General features: G+C 42.8%; 16 protein-coding genes. All 16 read right to left on the bottom strand.

From position 1 onward, the window contains the following. Positions 1 to 208 precede the first annotated feature (208 nt). Positions 209 to 1,615 carry an NADP-dependent phosphogluconate dehydrogenase gene (gene gndA, locus PU683_RS10945; RefSeq protein WP_023479125.1) on the bottom strand — a complete coding sequence of 469 codons (1,407 nt, stop codon included), beginning with the start codon at positions 1,613 to 1,615 and terminating at the stop codon, positions 209 to 211. A 104-nt stretch (positions 1,616 to 1,719) separates the two neighbouring features. Continuing rightward, positions 1,720 to 2,118, bottom strand: a complete 399-nt coding sequence (locus tag PU683_RS10940; RefSeq protein WP_277171483.1) for a WbuC family cupin fold metalloprotein — start codon at positions 2,116 to 2,118, stop codon at positions 1,720 to 1,722. After that, positions 2,105 to 3,316, bottom strand: coding sequence for a glycosyltransferase family 4 protein (locus PU683_RS10935; RefSeq protein ID WP_277174269.1), 1,212 nt, complete (start codon positions 3,314 to 3,316; stop codon positions 2,105 to 2,107). Before PU683_RS10935 ends, PU683_RS10940 begins: the two co-directional genes overlap by 14 nt. Next, a complete protein-coding gene (gene wecB / locus PU683_RS10930) occupies positions 3,316 to 4,446 on the bottom strand; it encodes a non-hydrolyzing UDP-N-acetylglucosamine 2-epimerase (RefSeq protein WP_277171482.1) in 1,131 nt (376 codons plus the stop codon). Before wecB ends, PU683_RS10935 begins: the two co-directional genes overlap by 1 nt. After that, complete coding sequence (gene wbjC / locus PU683_RS10925) at positions 4,446 to 5,549, bottom strand: UDP-2-acetamido-2,6-beta-L-arabino-hexul-4-ose reductase (RefSeq protein ID WP_277171481.1); 1,104 nt, start codon at positions 5,547 to 5,549, stop codon at positions 4,446 to 4,448. Before wbjC ends, wecB begins: the two co-directional genes overlap by 1 nt. 1 nt (position 5,550) lies before the next feature. Then, positions 5,551 to 6,585, bottom strand: a complete 1,035-nt coding sequence (gene fnlA, locus PU683_RS10920; protein WP_277171480.1) for a UDP-N-acetylglucosamine 4,6-dehydratase/5-epimerase — start codon at positions 6,583 to 6,585, stop codon at positions 5,551 to 5,553. Further along, a complete protein-coding gene (locus tag PU683_RS10915) occupies positions 6,585 to 7,670 on the bottom strand; it encodes a glycosyltransferase (protein WP_277171479.1) in 1,086 nt (361 codons plus the stop codon). The genes fnlA and PU683_RS10915 overlap by 1 nt, the downstream gene beginning before the upstream one ends. A 2-nt stretch (positions 7,671 to 7,672) precedes the next feature. Next, entirely contained in the window at positions 7,673 to 8,797 is a 1,125-nt protein-coding gene (locus tag PU683_RS10910) for a glycosyltransferase family protein (protein ID WP_277171478.1), read from the bottom strand. Beyond that, positions 8,787 to 10,055, bottom strand: a complete 1,269-nt coding sequence (locus tag PU683_RS10905; RefSeq protein WP_277171477.1) for a hypothetical protein — start codon at positions 10,053 to 10,055, stop codon at positions 8,787 to 8,789. The genes PU683_RS10910 and PU683_RS10905 overlap by 11 nt, the downstream gene beginning before the upstream one ends. Continuing rightward, positions 10,043 to 11,005 (bottom strand): glycosyltransferase family 2 protein, encoded by a 963-nt coding sequence (locus PU683_RS10900; RefSeq protein WP_277171476.1) that lies wholly within the window; start codon positions 11,003 to 11,005, stop codon positions 10,043 to 10,045. The genes PU683_RS10905 and PU683_RS10900 overlap by 13 nt, the downstream gene beginning before the upstream one ends. Next, positions 10,983 to 12,233, bottom strand: coding sequence for an O-antigen translocase (locus PU683_RS10895; protein WP_277171475.1), 1,251 nt, complete (start codon positions 12,231 to 12,233; stop codon positions 10,983 to 10,985). Before PU683_RS10895 ends, PU683_RS10900 begins: the two co-directional genes overlap by 23 nt. Continuing rightward, positions 12,230 to 13,333 (bottom strand): DegT/DnrJ/EryC1/StrS family aminotransferase, encoded by a 1,104-nt coding sequence (locus PU683_RS10890; protein WP_277171474.1) that lies wholly within the window; start codon positions 13,331 to 13,333, stop codon positions 12,230 to 12,232. Before PU683_RS10890 ends, PU683_RS10895 begins: the two co-directional genes overlap by 4 nt. Next, the gene (locus tag PU683_RS10885; protein ID WP_277171473.1) at positions 13,326 to 14,525 is read right to left on the bottom strand and encodes a formyltransferase family protein; all 1,200 of its coding nucleotides are present in this window, start codon (positions 14,523 to 14,525) and stop codon (positions 13,326 to 13,328) included. The genes PU683_RS10890 and PU683_RS10885 overlap by 8 nt, the downstream gene beginning before the upstream one ends. Next, positions 14,525 to 14,917 carry a sugar 3,4-ketoisomerase gene (locus tag PU683_RS10880; RefSeq protein WP_277171472.1) on the bottom strand — a complete coding sequence of 131 codons (393 nt, stop codon included), beginning with the start codon at positions 14,915 to 14,917 and terminating at the stop codon, positions 14,525 to 14,527. Before PU683_RS10880 ends, PU683_RS10885 begins: the two co-directional genes overlap by 1 nt. A gap of 3 nt (positions 14,918 to 14,920) precedes the next feature. Next, positions 14,921 to 15,790, bottom strand: a complete 870-nt coding sequence (gene rfbA, locus PU683_RS10875; protein ID WP_277171471.1) for a glucose-1-phosphate thymidylyltransferase RfbA — start codon at positions 15,788 to 15,790, stop codon at positions 14,921 to 14,923. Continuing rightward, positions 15,791 to 16,864 (bottom strand): dTDP-glucose 4,6-dehydratase, encoded by a 1,074-nt coding sequence (gene rfbB / locus PU683_RS10870; RefSeq protein ID WP_277171470.1) that lies wholly within the window; start codon positions 16,862 to 16,864, stop codon positions 15,791 to 15,793. It abuts the gene before it with no gap. Between the last annotated feature and the right edge of the window lie 265 nt (positions 16,865 to 17,129).

Below are 17,129 nucleotides of genomic sequence, written 5' to 3'. Positions count from 1 at the left end.
TTATATCAATAACTGTTGGGGTTTTTACCTCTTCCGTTGAGAGAGTGTCAATAAGACAAACAGCGGCTGCGAAGCGCGCCCTGCCTGGCTTTGCCTGGCTTTATTCCTAAAAATAAATGCCCGACCCCCGTAATTATCGCGGTTTCGATGAAAAAAAAGCCCGGTTTTCACAACCGGGCTTATATTCAACTAATGGATGATTATCAGATTAATCCAGCCATTCCGTATGGAATACGCCGTCTTTATCCGTGCGCTTGTAAGTGTGCGCACCGAAGTAGTCGCGCTGCGCCTGAATCAGGTTCGCCGGCAGCACTGCAGAACGGTAGCTGTCATAGTACGCGACTGCCGCGGAGAAAGTCGGTACCGGAATACCGTTCTGCACCGCATAGGCGACAACATCACGCAGTGCCTGCTGGTAATCATCAGCGATCTGCTTGAAGTAAGGGGCCAGCAGCAGGTTAGCGATAGCCGGGTTTTCTGCATAGGCATCGGTGATTTTCTGCAGGAACTGGGCGCGAATGATGCAGCCCGCGCGGAAGATCTTCGCGATTTCGCCGTAGTTCAGATCCCAGTTGTGCTCGTCAGAGGCAGCACGCAGCTGAGAGAAGCCCTGCGCGTAGGAGACGATTTTGCCCAGGTAGAGCGCGCGACGCACTTTCTCGATGAATTCCGCTTTATCACCAGCCGGTTTAGCCTGCGGGCCGGAGAGAACTTTAGACGCCGCAACGCGCTGCTCTTTCAGCGAGGAGATGTAACGAGCGAATACCGATTCGGTAATCAGCGACAGCGGTTCGCCGAGATCCAGCGAGCTCTGGCTGGTCCATTTACCGGTGCCTTTGTTAGCCGCTTCATCCAGGATCACATCAACCAGGTATGTGCCCTCTTCATCTTTCTTAGTGAAGATATCTTTGGTGATGTCGATCAGATAGCTGCTCAGCTCGCCCGCATTCCACTCGCTGAAGGTTTTCGCCAGCTCGTCGTTAGAGAGGTTCAGGCCGCCTTTCAGCAGGGCATACGCTTCAGCAATCAGCTGCATATCCCCATATTCGATACCGTTGTGCACCATTTTGACATAGTGACCGGCACCGTCAGGACCGATATAGGTAACGCACGGCTCGCCATCTTCAGCTACCGCGGCAATTTTGGTCAGGATTGGCGCAACCAGCTCATAGGCCTCTTTCTGGCCGCCAGGCATGATAGAAGGCCCTTTCAGCGCGCCCTCTTCACCACCGGAGACGCCAGTGCCGATAAAGTTGAAGCCTTCCGCAGAGAGTTCACGGTTACGACGAATAGTGTCGTGGAAGAAGGTATTACCACCATCAATGATGATGTCGCCTTTATCGAGATAAGGTTTCAGGGAGTCAATCGCGGCATCGGTACCGGCACCGGCTTTCACCATCAGCAGAATGCGGCGGGGAGTTTCCAGAGATTCGACAAATTCTTGTACGGTGTAGTAAGGAACCAGCTTTTTGCCTGGGTTCTCGGCAACAACTTCTTCGGTTTTTTCGCGCGAGCGGTTGAAGATAGAAACGGTATAGCCACGGCTTTCAATGTTCAGCGCCAGGTTGCGCCCCATCACGGCCATACCAACAACGCCGATTTGTTGCTTGGACATTACATACTCCTGTCAGGTGTGGTCACCACGCGACCTATGCGCGGCTTGAATGTTTGAAGATGGTAACTCAGGATCAGCACAGGTAGATAGCGTAAGATGCGTTTCTAAACGAACGCCTTAGCAAAGGAGGGATCAAAAGGTCCCTCCTTCACTTCCATCATAAGTGCACGCGGTGATACACATTCAACACTGTGTATGTCTCCGGGAGAAAACTCCACCACACTTATTCCGGTATTTTCACCGACAATAAATTGCTTAATGACCTTGCCATCATTTCCATGCAAGCAGACCTGAAGCTGTCCCTCCATGACGATAAACATTTCCCACTGGTGTGGAAGCTCATGGTAATGGGGTTCAACATAGCTGCCTCTGACCAAAGCAATCAGCAGTCTTTGCACCTTCTCCTGATGCGAGCTATGCAACAGCAGATGAGAACGCAGCCGTTCTGATTGCCCTGCTTGTAGGTAGAGTGCTTCGAGCTGCTCACTCTCAATTAATCGCATTGCCTGCCTCCAGCCTCATTTCTATCGTGTGTGCTGCAGACTCAACGGAGAACTGCTCTTGTAACAATCGATTAGCACCGATGCCAAAACGGCGGCGCGCATCACTATCCTGAAGCATTAACAGCGCAGACGTGTGAAGTTTGTCATCTTCACCATTGATATGAATTAAGCCTGCGTTATTTTGATTAACGATATCAAGCAGATCGTTCCCGGCATTCACGCTGCCTAATATAGGCAGCGAGTTGACCATATAACCCAGTAGCTTGCCGGGAAAATTGTGCGAGGAGTGTTTTGCAGAGAGCGAAAATAGCCCAATATCCACTTCAGCCAGAATGGACTTAAATTCTTCCTGGTTGACTGAGTCAAGGTAGGTGAAATTTGGCAACCCCCACTTTGTAGCCAGAGAGTTAATTAAACCTACCTCATCACCTTGTCCAACAAAAAGGAAATGGGCCTGTGGATGTTCCACCATCCGCCGCGCGAGTCGCATTAAGTTTGCCATATCCTGCGCATGACCAATATTTCCACCATAGAAGAAAATCACTTTATCTTCCAGGCCAAGACGCTTACGTAACGACACATATTCCTGAGTTAATATCCCTGGCTTCACAGATGCCCAGTTATGCAAAACCTCGCAAGGATAGCACTTGTTTGTCATCTGGAAGACTTCAAGGTTTTTAATGGACATGAGGCCGATATGGTCTGCCTGACGATAAGACGATCTTTCGAACAGACGGAAATAACGTTCAATCGGAGAACCCGCTTTTAACATTCCTGCGTCAATTACCCATTGAGGGAACATATCCCTCAACACAAGATAAGCTGGACATTGACAACGAGCTTTAATCTTCTTAACAAGATGCCCCCAAAATATGGAGGGTGAGTAATAAACCACACCATCAAAAGTCTCTTTTTTAATCCGACTCTTAATGGATTTCCACGCCCGATAGGACAAGAGCGTTTCATTGATGGCCCGCTTAACTCTACTCACATCCTTTAGTGGCCCACTTTTGAAACGCCATGTATTAACTCCCTGAAAGGTGTCTGATGACACCTCCTGTTGCAGGCCTGGATCAGGGGTAATTACCGTCACTTCGTGACCGCGTCGCATAAGTTCCTGAGCTAATTCATGAAACATCTTCGCGCCGACGCGGGTACTTTTGGGCAGGTAATCATCTATGATTAAAGCAAGTTTCATCAATATTCTTTCCAGACGACTCTCTTGACGTAATCTGTATAAGAGTGAACGATTCTGACAACTTTATCTGACACATTCGGCATGCTGTAATCGCTCACCTGCCGTAAGAGACGCGTCTCGCCGCGTGGCTGCGTTGCCAGTACGTCCAGCGCCTGGAGAACGCGCTCACACTCAAGCCCTACCATCATGACAGAGGCTTCTTCAAATCCTTCAGGACGTTCATGCGCTTCGCGGATATTCAGCGCCGGGAAATTCATGATGGAGGACTCTTCAGTGATGGTCCCACTGTCGGAAAGCACCGCACGCGAGTTTTTCTGCAAGTGGTTGTAATCATGGAAACCTAACGGCTTCAGCAGATTGATCAATGGATGGAACTCGATCCCCTGCTCGTTGATACGATTACGCGTACGCGGGTGCGTGGATACGATCACTGGAAGGTTGTATTTTTCAGCGATAGTATTCAGCGTTGTCGCCAACTTAATGAGTTGTTTTGGGGAATCAACATTCTCTTCACGATGGGCGCTAACAACAAAGAATTCACCCGGTTGCAGATTCAGACGTGAAAGCACATCCGAACCATCAATTTGCGGCATATAGTATGAAAGCACCTCAAACATCGGGCTGCCGGTTTTGATGATGCGGTCCGCTGGAATACCTTCAGCAAGCAGATATTCCCGTGCAATATCGCTGTAGGTCATATTGATGTCGGCAGTATGGTCAACAATGCGTCGGTTGGTCTCTTCCGGAACGCGCTGATCGAAACAGCGATTCCCCGCTTCCATGTGGAAGATGGGAACTTTACGACGTTTGGCAGGGATAGCGGAAATGCAGGAGTTTGTGTCGCCTAACACCAGCATAGCTTCTGGTTTTTCAGTCTCTAAAGCTTCATCGACTTTGATGATGACCTGACCAATCGTTTCAGCCGCGTTTTTACCCGCAGCGTTTAGGAAATAATCTGGTTTGCGCACGCCAAGGTCGTTAAAGAAAACCTCATTTAACTCATAATCATAATTTTGACCGGTATGGACAATAATATGTTCGCAGTGTTCATCCAGCTTAGCTAAAACGCGTGATAAACGGATAATTTCGGGACGTGTCCCAACCACGGTCATAATTTTTAATTTTTTCATTACAAGGATCTCGCAATAGTATCAGGCTCATCACGATTAAAAATTTCGTTTGCCCAGAGCATGACTATTAAATCATCATCGCCAATATTCGTAACGTCATGGGTCCAACCCGGCACCGTTTCAACGATTTTGAATTCATCAGAAGAAACATTCAGTTCATAACGTTCACCGGTAATCACATGTTCAAATCGGAAGCAGGCCTGACCACGAATGACCAGGAACTTCTCATTTTTGCTGTGATGATAGTGCCCGCCGCGGGTGATACCTGGGTGAGCGGTGAAAAATGAGAACTGTCCCGCAGAAGGCGTTTTCAACATCTCACAGAAGATCCCACGGGCATCGCCATAAGACGGTACCGTATAGGCAAATTCCTCAGCGGGTATATAACTTAGCCATGTCGAATATAGCGCACGGGTGAATCCCGTCCCGACTTCTTCAGTGACCAGTGTGGAGCGACTATTTTTGAAGCGGTTAATTAATTCCGCTACCTTGCCAACGGTAGTTGAATATATTGGCGTCACGTCCTTATATCCGCTGTCGCTCGTTGCCGTCAGTAACTTAATCGCATGAGAGCAAACGTCATCAATATAAACCAGATTTACCGGTGCAGATGGGTCGTTGATAACAATGTCGATATTGTTGGCAATGTTATGGCAGAAAGTCGCAACGAAGGAGTTGTAGTTTGGTTTACACCATTTACCAAATACATTTGGGTAACGGTAAATGTAATAAGCCGCCCCGCTTTCCTCAGCGTAACGCTCAATCTCTCTTTCTGCCGCAGCCTTACTCTGACCGTAGGCATTATCGAGTTCTGCCTGAATCGACGAACTGATCATGATCGGAGTCTTTTTCTGCTTAGCTAACAGCGTATCAACGATATGTTTCGTCAGATTGCTGTTGCCTTGCACAAACTCTTCAACGTTTTTTGGTCGATTAATGCCCGCCAGATGATAAATAAAATCGGCTTCTTGCAGTCCGTTTTCAAGGTCATCCGCGCTTGAAGCGCGGTCGATTTTTACAAGGTCAACGTACCCTGCTTCCTGAAGGCGTAAGCATAGGTTGCGTCCGATGAAACCATCAGCTCCAGTAATCAGGATTTTCATATCAGGCGTCCAGCTCGTAGGTTTTACCATCACGCAGTGCACGTATAAACGGCAACTTCAACAGCAGCGTTTTCATGCCTTCGACATCGAGTCGCTGGGTATTGTGAGAGTTATAATCGTCCACCACAGAGATACGGGTATCACCTTGTTCTACATATTTTCCGTAGTTCAGGTCACGCAGATCGGGCGGTACACGGTAGTAATCACCCATATCAATGGAGGCGATCATTTCTTCGCGGCTCAACAGCGCTTCATAGAGTTTTTCGCCATGGCGGGTGCCAATCACATTGATCGGGTGATCGTTAACATTCAGCAGCTCTTTCAGAGCGATAGCTAGCGTCTCAATCGTTGCCGCAGGCGCTTTCTGCACAAAAATGTCGCCGTTATTACCGTGTTCAAATGCATAGAGCACCAAATCAACGGCATCTTCCAGCGTCATCATGAAGCGAGTCATGTTCGGATCGGTAATGGTCAGCGCTTTGCCCGCCTTAATCAGATCAACAAACAGAGGAATCACCGAGCCACGCGACGCCATGACGTTGCCATAGCGAGTACCGCAAATCACCGTTTTTTCGCTGTTTACATTTCGGGATTTAGCGACCATGACTTTCTCCATCATTGCTTTAGAGATACCCATAGCATTGATAGGATAGACCGCTTTGTCAGTGCTCAGACAAACAACACGTTTCACTTCATTATTAATAGCGGCTTCAAGTACGTTTTCAGTGCCGAGGACGTTAGTTTTAACTGCCTCCATCGGATGAAACTCACAGGACGGTACTTGTTTAAGCGCTGCAGCATGATAGATAAAATCAACACCGCGCGTGGCGTTACTAATACTGTTATAATCGCGAACGTCACCAATATAGAACTTTAACTTATTGCTGTTATATTTCTTCCGCATGTCATCTTGTTTTTTTTCATCTCGACTGAAAATACGGATCTCAGCAATATCAGTTTCGAGAAATCTTCGCAGCACCGCATTTCCAAAAGAGCCAGTACCACCAGTAATCAACAATACTTTATTCTTAAACATTAAATCTCTCCTGAAACTAACTTTTCAAAAAAAATATTCCAATCAGATCGAGCTAAAGCTTCATCACGTAGAGGTGGGAATTTTTCGCTTTTACCTGATATGATTTTGGCAAGTGAAAATCGCCAACTCTCTACATCACTATAGTTAATAAAGCTCGCGCCGCAATATCCATTCAGCGTTTCCCTGGCATAGGGAAGATCGGCTGCGAGAATTTTAACCCCAAGATTAGCCGCCTCAACTAATGGCAAACCAAATGTCTCAATAAAGCTCGGGAAGAGCAGAGCCCTACAAGAATTATATTCATTCAACAAGCCCTTTTTATCAAGGAAACCTAAATAATGAACATTATCATTTAATCTAAGCTTATCCACTAACAGATCAAATTCCTTAAAATCACCTTTACAAAAAGTGATCCTTAATTCATAGCTACCAGCCTCTTTATTGACTCTATGCAGGGCCTTCAAGAGCAGTATATGGTTCTTATAGCTATAGGGGGCTGCAGGGTAAAACAAATAGACTTTACTCACTGTATGAGCAGTATTTCCATCGCAATCCGTACTAAACCGGGGATTGTCTGGCCGATAGACATGCACACGATTTTGTAATTTCGGTTTCTTTTTTACAACCGCAGCTTTCATCCATTTTGTTTGAACGACATATTGCGTATCTTTTTTGTCATATAAGAAAACAAAGAAAGAGTAAAAGAGATAATAGAAAATTAGCTTGATTTTCTTTGTACGTAAAACGCTTAGCAAATCATAAAAAGGCAACGGTTGGTGTAGATAGACAATTTGTTTGTAATCAACGTTAGCAGTGGTATTTTGCAAAGATATAACGCGCTGGGGTTTAATACCATGCTTTTTCAGATAAATGGGCAATCCTCTAGCATCCCACAAAATCCTCGCCAACCATCCCATTCGCGGGCATCTAATAATTGAAACATTATTTGATACAGATAATTCAATATCTTCAGCAACGAAAACATAGTAATGCGTATTAGTATGTGCGGCATAAGAAATAAATTGCTCGAGTATTGTCAAGCCGCCACCAGGGGATATTGCGGTTGCGTTTACTACAAAATCCATAATTAGTCCTTATTATGCAGATTTTGATGTATCTTATTTATACATCTATCCCAAGATAAATGTTTTTCTGCATAATTTATTCGTGAAACATAGTCTTCGCGAGGATTTTTTTGTCGTGCATGATCAACCACCGAAGATAAACGAGTCAATTCATCATCAACAATAAATAGATTGTGTTTTATTTTTTCCGTCAGGCCGTAGAAATCGTTAACAACGACGTATCCCCGACAAGTGTAAATATCAAAAAATTTGGAAGGAAAGAAATAACGCTGGTTTATACCTCTGTCATATCGCAGACAGAAATTCAACAGAGCCGTGGTTGTATAGTGCTTTACTTCTTCAGGCGGAACCTTTCCATGAAAAATAATAAAGGGGTTGATTTTGGCCAGATTTAAAATCTTCTCTTTATCTGTCCCATCGCCAAAGATATGCAGGGGTATACTAATTTTTTGATCAACCCACGCCTTACATAAATCATAAGCACCGTTATAGGGCATCAGGGTGCAGGCAAGCACACCATATTCTGCCAGTTCACCTTCTCTGTAATCAGACTGTACGTCACCGATAATTCCCCCGGCCCAAACCAAGCTTCCCTCTTTTTTGAAGTTGAAGTCTTCAACTATTGCTTCACTAATTGGAAGTATTTGGGTATAGGCCAGCTTGGCAATTTGAAGTGCTAACCATTCCCAAAAACGCCCTTGCTTTACGGACTTAAAAAAAGAAGCATTGCAATGAATATCCTGCAAAATCAATACATTCTTTCTTCCAAACAGACGCAAAATCAAGCACGTCAGGTTGACAAAAAAAAAGGAGTTGTACTGATACACGACTCTGAAATTATTACTAATAACATGAACCAGCAACAAGAAAGAAAAGACCAGAAACTTTATAGCCTTAAAATTAAAGATAAATGGGTAATAGATATTGCCGAATCGTCTGGGTTTTTCGATCAAATCAGAGTATGGCCATGCCCTTTTCTCGCCCAGCACAAAAGCTTCAGCCTCATCATATGATTTGCTGAGAGAATTCAATATTTGATGCTGTACTTTTGAACCGGCTGGCGAACCGGCATCAGCTACTTCGTCTAGCGGATTGAAAAAACCGACTAATAAAGCTTTATTTCTCACAAAGATTGGCCTTGTAACAATAAAAAATGATAACTAAAACCAAGAAATTCATTAAGTCATTATTAAGTAATAGCATCCCTTTAAAATAAAAAAAGGGCAGTGATATCAAAACTGTTGAAGCAACAATGGGGTTGTATTCTATATTAATTGCTTTATATATAATTTTGGCTATAAAGACCGCAGGCAGGAAAAAGACTATCATACCCACAATTCCAATCAAATTAATGTCCCGGATATAACCGATGTCGCTGTGTACTCCGAAAACATCAATGCCGGTGCCAAAAATCAATTGCGTATCATTACCACCGAGATAATGCATATTGGCAAGTTCAAGGAAAACACCAGTAACGTTTCCACTGAGTAAATTTAATACATCTTCAAGTCGCATACTGAGACGTGCAAATGTATCCGCCTTAACTCCACCGCCAACATTCACTATACCTATTGATAACACAGTGTATACGGCGAAAAGTAGCACCGATAAACCGAGAGTTATTCCAAGCGAGCGACTCCAGTTAATAATGAATAAATTCAAGATGCCACTAACAAGGACTAATCCAATATAGATAAGTGATGGCAGTAAGCCAACCTGAGCATTAAGAATGATCGCATACGTTGTCAGAAGAGAAAAAAGAAGCCAAACGGCTCTATTTATAACTCTTTTGCCGAAAAAAACATTATTCAGACAAATAACGTTTATGATACCTAAAAACATAGGCATGCTGTATGTCAATCCTGAACTCAACCCAAAGGATCTCAGCAGTCCATACTGGTTTGAAATATTTTCAAAATTCTTGATTTTTGACGATGACAAAATCCAGCTTCGGATTCCTTCATTAGATAATGTCAGATATACAAAGATAAGCTGAATAATTGCCACAACAATAATCAGACAGAAAACATTCCTCCTAAAAAGATTATTGGAGTAAATGAAATTTGCAATATACAAAGCACAAAAAGGTATTTCGACAAGAAATATAAAATCCGCATAGGCTCTGACTAATAGCGCATTTTCGGAGATGATGACGTACAAAAGCAATACATATCCAATTACCAGAAAATTCCATAATAGATAAGAAACTGAGAACACGTTAAATTTAATATACTTGATCTTACCCAAAACAATTAAGTCAAAAGCCGCAACCAAAAATAGCAAGTGTACTAGATTTATAGCCGTAAAGTTATCTGGATTAAAAATAAATAAAAAGCTAAACAGTAGTATATAAATCACTTTCCAACTTAATATCACCTTTTCCATAAAAATACCAATTTTATCAACGATCTCAAATACATTTTATTGAGCACTTTCCTTTTACATCTTATTGCTCCCCTCAACGCATATATTTTTGTATCAATGTACTTAGAAAAAAGAATGAATCGTCTAAAGTTCCATTCCAGAATCGCATGGTCGTATGATGGGTGGTTTCTGAATTTGTTGATAGTTGTTAGATGTGCTTCGGAAACATCCAAACGCATCGGTCTTCTTTTACGTGTACCGCCAATCGCGGCAGGCGAGCGATAGTAATATAATGGCTCATCGATAAAAATAAGTTTGTAACGGGATGCCAGTTTTAAGGACATATCGTAATCTTCCGCGGCCAGAGAACTATCAAAGCCACCAACTTCTCTCAGCACATCCAGACGATACATACAAGTTACCGGCAGGACAGTTTTAAATGTAAAGAGTTCATCAAAGCTGATATCACCAGATAGGCCTGAGTTGTAAAGAGCTGATTCTGTATCCAGGATGCAATCATCATCATCCACCACACTCGCTTTTGCAACTACACAGGGTGAAGCAGGTTCGTTGTTGAGTGCTCTGACCTGCATTTCAACTTTATTACTGTAGTACATGTCATCAGACGAACACACGCTGAAATATTCGCCGTTAGCCATATCAATGGCCTTATTTAAGGTTGCAGACAGCCCCATATTTTGTTGGAAAATAGCTTTAAAAGAAAACCTCTCTTGCAATTTTTCAACAATTTCTTTTGTTGCATCTTTAGAGCCATCATCAATGAAGATAACCTCAATATTTTTATATGTCTGGTTGAATACCGAAACTAACGCTCGTTCAATAAATTGAGCGTGATTATATGAAGGTATTACGATCGTAACTAATGGGGTTCTGTCATGCATAACGCGCACCAAAATATCTTTATTATAAATTGATTGCATAGCAATATCAGCGTGAGAATCTTCTGACATTAGCAACCATGAAAATCAAATAAAGGGAATAATTCACTAAATAAGCAATATTGGCCCCCTCGGCGCCGAACTTAGGAATCAGCACCCAGCCGACGGCGACAAAGACCATTGAGAAAAAGATCTCACTAAATATGAACCACTTTGTTGCTCCGCGAGATATCATTGGACATGCATACAACCAGCCAACAACCTTCACCACGTCACCGATCAATTGAATAGCAAACAGATCTCTGGAGGCCGAAAATTCCTTAGTAAACAGAATGAATATAGCCACATCTCTAAGCATGTAAACTATAATAGCTACAACTGCAACTACAGGAAGGATAATTTTTAAAACGTCATGAATTTTGTTAATTATGTCGTCTGGGCTTTTTAATGTTGACAGTGTGGGAATAAAATATGTACTCAATGAAATAGTTATAATACCTAAATATACTTCAGATATTTTCCAAACCGCTTGCCATTGACCTGCAGCGTCCCAACCAGCGTGATCTACTAAAATATTCCTGATTAAAATCAATGAAATAGGTAACGTAAGGGAACTGGTCAACGCCATAAGCATGTACAGCCCAATCTCTTTACGCTTTTCATTGGTGCTTGAACCCCACCATAACTTCATTTTTGTCCATGGTTGAGCAATATTACTGAGTACCAGAACAAGGCCAATCGCGGCTGATTGAGCAACTGCAGCGATGAGAATCCCTTCAATACTAAATAAAGCAACCAGCGCAATAATTATTGCGCTTGAGATTAAAACAGAGATCATACTTGTGATAATGAATCTCTTGTATTGTTGTTTTCCATTTAGTACTGAAGAAAAAAGAGTGCCTAACGCTGAAAGCGGCATCAGTAGTATTGCTAACTGAACAACATAGCCATAATGCTTAGTTTGAAAAAGCCATTGTGATATTTCTGCTGAAAAAAAAACTCCCGGCACAGCAAAAAGCACGGTGATCAAAAGTATTAACTGAATAGACGCTTTCCACCATCCAGAACAATACTCATCGCCTTTATCCTGATTCTGTGCTGTATAGCGGACAATGCCATTACCTGCTGGAGAGTTCGCGATTCCGTTAAGGCTATTTACCATGTTTTGTACCTGCCCTAACAGAGCCATACCATTTGGCCCTGAATAGACAGCGACAATTTTAACAATAATAAAACCGAGTAGCATGCGTAATAACGTAAGCAATGCACTCATTGCTGTAACCGAGAAAATTGTTCTCATAGAGTGAATTTATTTATTGCATTAATCACAGTGACTACCTCAGCATCGCTCATAGTCGGATCGAGAGGAATGGAGAGAACAGTGTTGTGAATTTTTTCAGTAACAGGGAGTTCTTTATCATTCCATTCAGAGTAAGCTTTTTGCTTATGCGGAGGGACAGGATAATGAATCAGAGTCTGAACTCCATTACGCTCTAAATGCTTTTGTAATAACTCTCGATGCTCTGTTCTGATAACGAACAAGTGCCATACATGCTCTTCTTCTTTAGCTACGCTCGGTAATTTTACGTATGGGTTATGAATATCGCTTAAGTATTTACTGGCAATTGCACGGCGCAGCTCCGTATCCTGCTCAAGGTATTTCAACTTGACGCGAAGCATAGCTGCTTGAATTTCATCCAGGCGGCTATTACAGCCGACATATAAATTTTCATATTTCTTATGTGAGCCGTAATTTCTCAGAGCCTTTAATACATTAGCCAAGTCAGCATCTTTTGTTGTGATAACGCCTGCATCTCCTAGCGCACCAAGGTTTTTTCCCGGATACAAGCTAAAACCTGATGCGTCGCCCCACGCTCCTGCTTTAATACCATTAATAGAAGCGCCATGTGCCTGCGCTGAATCTTCTAATACAAGCAGATTTTTTTCTTTAGCAAACTGCATAATCTCACGCATTGGCGCAATTTGGCCATACAGATGCACAGGAAGAATGCCTTTGACATCGCTGTCCCAGGCCTTCATAACACCGTCAATACTAAGATTGAATGTTTCGTTATCAGGCTCAACCAAAACAGGGACCAAATTATTTTCGGTAATCGCAAGGATAGAGGCGATATAGGTATTTGCAGGGACAATGATTTTATCGTTATCTTTTAATTTGCCCATTTCTTTCCATGCGCGTAGGACAAGAACCAAGGCATCGAGGCCATTTGCTACGCCGATAGTGTGTTCTATCCCCATATATTGGGAGAATTCACACTCAAATTCGGTCAGTTCTTTTCCTTGAATATACCAACCCGAACGAATGACGCGGGAACATGCATTCACTAGCTCTTGTTCATATCTTTCATTAATTTTTTTTATATTTAAGAAATCAACCATTTATACACCCCGTCATATATTTATACAGTTTTTTATCTTCATCGTTTTTCAAATAGTCGAAAACAGAAAGACCACGATAATCCTTTATATGAAGATTCGAACCAAGTTTGAGTAAAACATCTAATCCTGAATAGTTCCCTGTTCTCTTCATATATTCTTTATAATACATAGCGACGGTAGTGCCGTTATGATTGATATCGTTAATATCTGCTCCTTCGTCTACTAACCACTTGACGACTTCTAAATTACCATGATAAGCGGCGACAATTATTGGACTCCAGCCCGCTTCGTTCTTTTCAAACAGCGTACATTTATGTCTCAATATGTTAGTGAGATAAGCAACATCTTTATCTTTGCAAGCATTCAACACTTCAAGAAAGTTATCTTTAAAAACTAAAAGATCATAATCTATAGTCGAAATAACAAATCGATCAGCACGATTTTCTAGAATCGTACCCGGTTTTGTGAGCGATGCACTTTGCAGGATTTTACCATGGAAGACATTGACGCCTTCAATCTTAGCAAGTTGATAAGCCCTGAATGTAAAAGCTCTTATCTGGCTTAATATCTCATATGCTGTCTTATTAAGGTCTATTGTTAGATTTGCATAGTTAATTGTTTTGTTTGAATAATAAGACGATCCAATGGCGTTCTGCTTAACCAGAACAATGTTGGATTTTAATATATTCTCGATGTTGTCAATAACTAGTTTAGTGCCATATTTAATGTATTTGAGATATAAACTATTAGCAGTTTCTGTTTCGCTTAGCGAGAATGACTCTTGCGACAATATTTCGCCAGTGTCGATACCATGGTTTATCTTATGTAAAGTTACGCCACTTTCACTCTCATTGTTCAATATTGGCCATGCCGACGTAAACATACCTTTATATTTAGGTAGAAGCGAAAAATGAATATTATAGATATTTTCATGAAGAAACTTATCTGGATTAACAATTTTATCGAATTCTAATGACAGGAATATCGCATCTTTTATGGCATAGGTTTCAGCAAGAGAAAGCTCATTGATATTAGCTTTTTTACAATATTTTCTATACGAGCGCTGGAATCCATCATTTCCCTCGTCGTTCTTATTAAACACAGCGTAAAGCTCGACGTCCGGTCTGTGCTCTCGGATCCAGCTGGTAACATCGACAGCTATGTTATTTTTACCGGCAATAATCAGCTTCATTATAGAACCATCATTTGTTTGAAATCTTCATAGCTGCGAATATAATCACTTTCGTCATAATAATCATCAGCAAGAACCATCAATACACAATCGTCTGAATAGTCGTACATTTCATGCCAGACCATTGGCTCTATGACTAAGCCGATTGTCGGAGAATCTAATAATATATGCTCAATATTTTTACCATCGTCCAGTAAAAATCTGCATGAACCTTTTACTGGAATAGCAATTTGTGTCAGTTTTTTATGCGCATGAAATCCGCGCCGGACATCATTAGCAGTATCAAACATGTAGTAGACCCGCTTAATTTCTATCGGGATATCTTTATGCTGTTCAACTACTACTAATGCTCCACGAGCATCGCCCTTTTTACTCAACTCTACTAATTTCATTGCTTACTGGCCCTTAACTAATCTGAGCAAATACTGACCGTAATGATTTTTTTTGAAAGAATCGCCTTTAGATAAAAGGTCTTCAGTACTTAGCCAGTTATTGCGCCATGCAATTTCTTCCGGACAGGCAACCATCATACCCTGCCGCTTCTGCACGGTTTCAACAAAACTACCCGCCTCGATCAAACTGTCATGAGTGCCGGTATCAAGCCAGGCAAACCCACGTCCCAGCAGTTCCACTTTCAAATTATTATTCCGGAGGTAAATCTCATTGACGGAAGTAATTTCCAACTCACCACGAGAAGAGGGTTTAACGCTTTTAGCTATATCAATAACATTGTTATCGTAAAAGTAGAGCCCGGTTACTGCCCAATTCGATTTAGGCTTTGCTGGTTTTTCTTCAATACTTATTGCATTAAAGTCTTTGTCAAATTCGACGACGCCAAAACGTTCAGGATCCATTACTTGATACCCAAAAACAGTCGCTCCACTATTTCTCTCAGCGGCGGCGCGAAGTTTTGGTGTAAAGCCCTGGCCGAAGAAAATATTATCACCCAGCACCAGACAGACTGAATTTTTTCCGATAAATTCCTCACCAATGATGAAAGCTTGTGCTAAACCATCCGGAGAATTCTGGATAGCATAGGAAATATTAATACCAAACTGCGAACCATCACCTAATAATCGAATAAACCCCTGTTGATCATCTGGTGTAGTGATAATCAAGATATCTTTTATCCCTGCCAGCATTAATACTGATAAAGGAAAGTAGATCATTGGTTTGTCATAAACAGGTAGAAGCTGCTTAGATATTCCCATAGTGATGGGATACAATCGTGTACCTGAGCCACCCGCTAAAATGATACCTTTCATTTATACCAACCCCAGTCGTTCACGTTGATAACTGCCATCCTGCACTCGGCGACACCAGTCTAAATTATTTAAATACCATTCAACCGTTTTACGAACACCGCTTTCAAAGGTTTCCTGCGGCTTCCAGCCCAGTTCGCGGTTAATTTTGTCTGCGTCAATCGCGTAGCGGCGATCGTGACCCGGGCGGTCGGTGACATAGGTAATCTGATCGCGATACGAGCTGGCCTTCGGCACGATTTCATCAAGCAGATCGCAGATGGTGTGAACCACATCGAGGTTCTGTTTTTCGTTATGACCACCGATGTTATAGGTTTCACCAGCCACGCCCTGGGTCACGACCGTATAGAGCGCACGGGCATGATCTTCTACATACAGCCAGTCACGAATCTGGTCTCCTTTGCCGTAGATCGGCAGCGGTTTACCCTCAAGCGCGTTGAGGATCACCAGCGGAATCAGTTTCTCGGGGAAATGATAGGGACCATAATTATTTGAACAATTGGTGACAATGGTGGGGAAGCCATAGGTTCTGCGCCATGCGCGCACCAGATGGTCACTTGAGGCTTTGGAAGCAGAGTAAGGGCTGCTCGGCGCATATGCGGTGGTTTCTGTGAAAAGTGGCAGCGTTTTACCGGCGGCAACCTCATCCGGATGCGGCAGGTCGCCATACACTTCGTCAGTCGAAATGTGGTGGAAGCGAAACGCGGCTTTACGCGTCTCATCCAGCTGGGACCAATATTGACGCGCTGCTTCGAGCAGGACGTAAGTACCCATAATATTGGTTTCGATAAAGGCAGCAGGCCCGGTAATGGAACGATCGACATGGCTCTCTGCGGCAAGGTGCATCACAGCATCAGGCTGATGCTCAGTAAAGATGCGCGCCATCGCTGCGCTATCACAGATATCTGCATGCTCAAACGCATAACGGGCGCTCTTATCGACGTCTGCGAGTGATTGCAGATTTCCGGCATAGGTTAATTTGTCAACATTAACCACATGATCCTGAGTGTTATTAACAATATGACGCACAACTGCAGAGCCAATAAAGCCTGCACCACCGGTGACCAGTATTTTCACGAGAATTATCCGTACTTGCTTTGCAATGTTTAGAACGCGAGCGGCGAGTAGTGGAAGAGGCGTGAGCAAATAAATGGCACGCTACCGCCCCAGGCTTTCAGCTACCCGAACGCTGTATGCAACAGTCAACATTAATATCGTCAAAGCCCGACACACGCGTCATTCCCGCTGCGCTGGGCACAAAATGCTAAGCGGCTATTCTCCGCTGAAACAGTCATGGAAACAAGGGAAAATCTATAGTCTAAAAGCTTAAAAAATCCACATA

The sequence above is a fragment of the Candidatus Kosakonia sp. 282A-S69 genome (genome assembly GCF_029433855.1).
GTDB lineage: Bacteria > Pseudomonadota > Gammaproteobacteria > Enterobacterales > Enterobacteriaceae > Kosakonia > Kosakonia cowanii_A.
This window is presented reverse-complemented; position numbering and strand designations above follow the sequence as displayed.

Coding starts and splice junctions, on each gene's coding strand:
- gndA (WP_023479125.1), bottom strand. CDS start 1,615: ATGTCCAAGCAACAAATCGGCGTTGTTGGTATGGCCGTGATGGGGCGC.
- PU683_RS10940 (WP_277171483.1), bottom strand. CDS start 2,118: ATGCGATTAATTGAGAGTGAGCAGCTCGAAGCACTCTACCTACAAGCA.
- PU683_RS10935 (WP_277174269.1), bottom strand. CDS start 3,316: ATGAAACTTGCTTTAATCATAGATGATTACCTGCCCAAAAGTACCCGC.
- wecB (WP_277171482.1), bottom strand. CDS start 4,446: ATGAAAAAATTAAAAATTATGACCGTGGTTGGGACACGTCCCGAAATT.
- wbjC (WP_277171481.1), bottom strand. CDS start 5,549: ATGAAAATCCTGATTACTGGAGCTGATGGTTTCATCGGACGCAACCTA.
- fnlA (WP_277171480.1), bottom strand. CDS start 6,585: ATGTTTAAGAATAAAGTATTGTTGATTACTGGTGGTACTGGCTCTTTT.
- PU683_RS10915 (WP_277171479.1), bottom strand. CDS start 7,670: ATGGATTTTGTAGTAAACGCAACCGCAATATCCCCTGGTGGCGGCTTG.
- PU683_RS10905 (WP_277171477.1), bottom strand. CDS start 10,055: ATGGAAAAGGTGATATTAAGTTGGAAAGTGATTTATATACTACTGTTT.
- PU683_RS10900 (WP_277171476.1), bottom strand. CDS start 11,005: ATGTCAGAAGATTCTCACGCTGATATTGCTATGCAATCAATTTATAAT.
- PU683_RS10895 (WP_277171475.1), bottom strand. CDS start 12,233: ATGAGAACAATTTTCTCGGTTACAGCAATGAGTGCATTGCTTACGTTA.
- PU683_RS10890 (WP_277171474.1), bottom strand. CDS start 13,333: ATGGTTGATTTCTTAAATATAAAAAAAATTAATGAAAGATATGAACAA.
- PU683_RS10885 (WP_277171473.1), bottom strand. CDS start 14,525: ATGAAGCTGATTATTGCCGGTAAAAATAACATAGCTGTCGATGTTACC.
- PU683_RS10880 (WP_277171472.1), bottom strand. CDS start 14,917: ATGAAATTAGTAGAGTTGAGTAAAAAGGGCGATGCTCGTGGAGCATTA.
- rfbA (WP_277171471.1), bottom strand. CDS start 15,790: ATGAAAGGTATCATTTTAGCGGGTGGCTCAGGTACACGATTGTATCCC.